This window comes from Methylocaldum sp. (genome assembly GCF_035627495.1).
Classification (GTDB): domain Bacteria; phylum Pseudomonadota; class Gammaproteobacteria; order Methylococcales; family Methylococcaceae; genus Methylocaldum.
This window is the reverse complement of sequence record NZ_DASPLO010000066.1, coordinates 1-1,452: the sequence shown is the minus strand read 5'-3', so window position 1 is coordinate 1,452 and position 1,452 is coordinate 1. Positions and strand designations below refer to the sequence as shown.

General features: G+C 57.6%; 1 protein-coding gene. It reads right to left on the bottom strand.

What is annotated here, in order from left to right; all coding sequences use genetic code 11:
- On the bottom strand, positions 1 to 1,452 hold a 1,452-nt coding region (locus VEB01_RS05225), incomplete at both ends, for a VCBS domain-containing protein (protein ID WP_324873434.1).

Here is a 1,452-nt window from a genome sequence, read left to right as displayed (position 1 = left end):
GAGCCCGCAACATTGGTTTGCGCGACGAAGGCGGCGCTGCTGTCCACATCGGTGGCAGCAAGCGTGCCGCCTACGCTTTGTACCGCGTCGGTTTCGGTAAGCGCACCAGTACTGGTGCCAGTGATGACGGCGGCGTCATTGGTGCCGGTGATGCTGATGGCAACCACTTGCTGCACGCTGGCACCGTGTTCGTCGGTGACCGTGATGGTGTAGTTTTCAGTGACGGTCTGGCCGCCGGCAAGACTTTGTGCCGCCGCGTTGTTGAGCGTGTATTCCCAGGCGCCAGTGCTGCTGTTGACCGTGATGGCGCCGTAGACGCCAGTGTTGTTGCCCGTGTAGGTGAGGATCGCTCCCAGATCCACGTCACTGGCCGTGACTTGGCCGGTGGCGGTCTGCGTGCCGTCTTCCGCCACACTGCCGGCTTGTGCCGTCGAGGTGATCACCGGGGTGTCATTGCTGCCGGTGATGGTAATAGTCAGCGTGCTGCTGGTCGTACCGCCATTGCCGTCATCCGCAGTATAGGTAAAGGTGTCAGTGACTGTCTGGCCTGCAGCCAAGGCTTGAACATTGACTGCTGCATTGTTAAGTGTATAGGTATAGCTGCCGTCGGCAGCAATGGCCACGCTGCCATAAGTGCCATTGACGGTATTGCCTACGTTACCTGCAATACCGTTGACACGGCTGACAGTAAGCGTGTCGTTATTGACATCACTGTCATTGGCAAGCACATTGCCGCTGGCTGTGACTGCCAAATCTTCCTGCACATTGCCCGTATCAGCTGTGACCGTGGGCACCTGGTTATTACCATTAATGGTAACGGTCAGTGTTGTGGTACTGGTGGCACCATGGCTGTCGCTTACGGTATAACTGAACGTTTCTGTCAGGGTACCGCTGGCCCCCAGGGCTATGACCGCTGGATTGAGTGGGTCAATGTTGTAGACATAAGACCCATCACTGTTGATGGTAATAGTGCCATAGGATCCCGCAACACTTGTGCCTACATCGGCATCTATCCCATTCACGGCGCTGACTGTCCTGATGTCTCCAGTATCAACATCCGTATCGTTAGCCAGCACATTGCCTGCTGTGCTTATGTCAGAAGCCAGGCTCAGGGAGTCAATATCGGCTACAGCAACAGGACCATCATTGCTGCCGGTGATGGTGACGGTGATGACTTGCGTGGTGCCGTCAGCCGTCGCCACCGTGATGCTGTCGGTGTAGGGCTGGCCTTGGGCAAATTCGTTGTGCGCGGTGTCCATCACGTAGGTCCAGACACCGGCCGCATTGATGGTGAACTTGCCGTAGCCGTTGGAGCCCGCAACATTGGTTTGCGCGACGAAGGCGGCGCTGCTGTCCACATCGGTGGCAGCAAGCGTGCCGCCTACGCTTTGTACCGCGTCGGTTTCGGTAAGCGCACCAGTACTGGTGCCAGTGATGACGGCGGCGTCATTG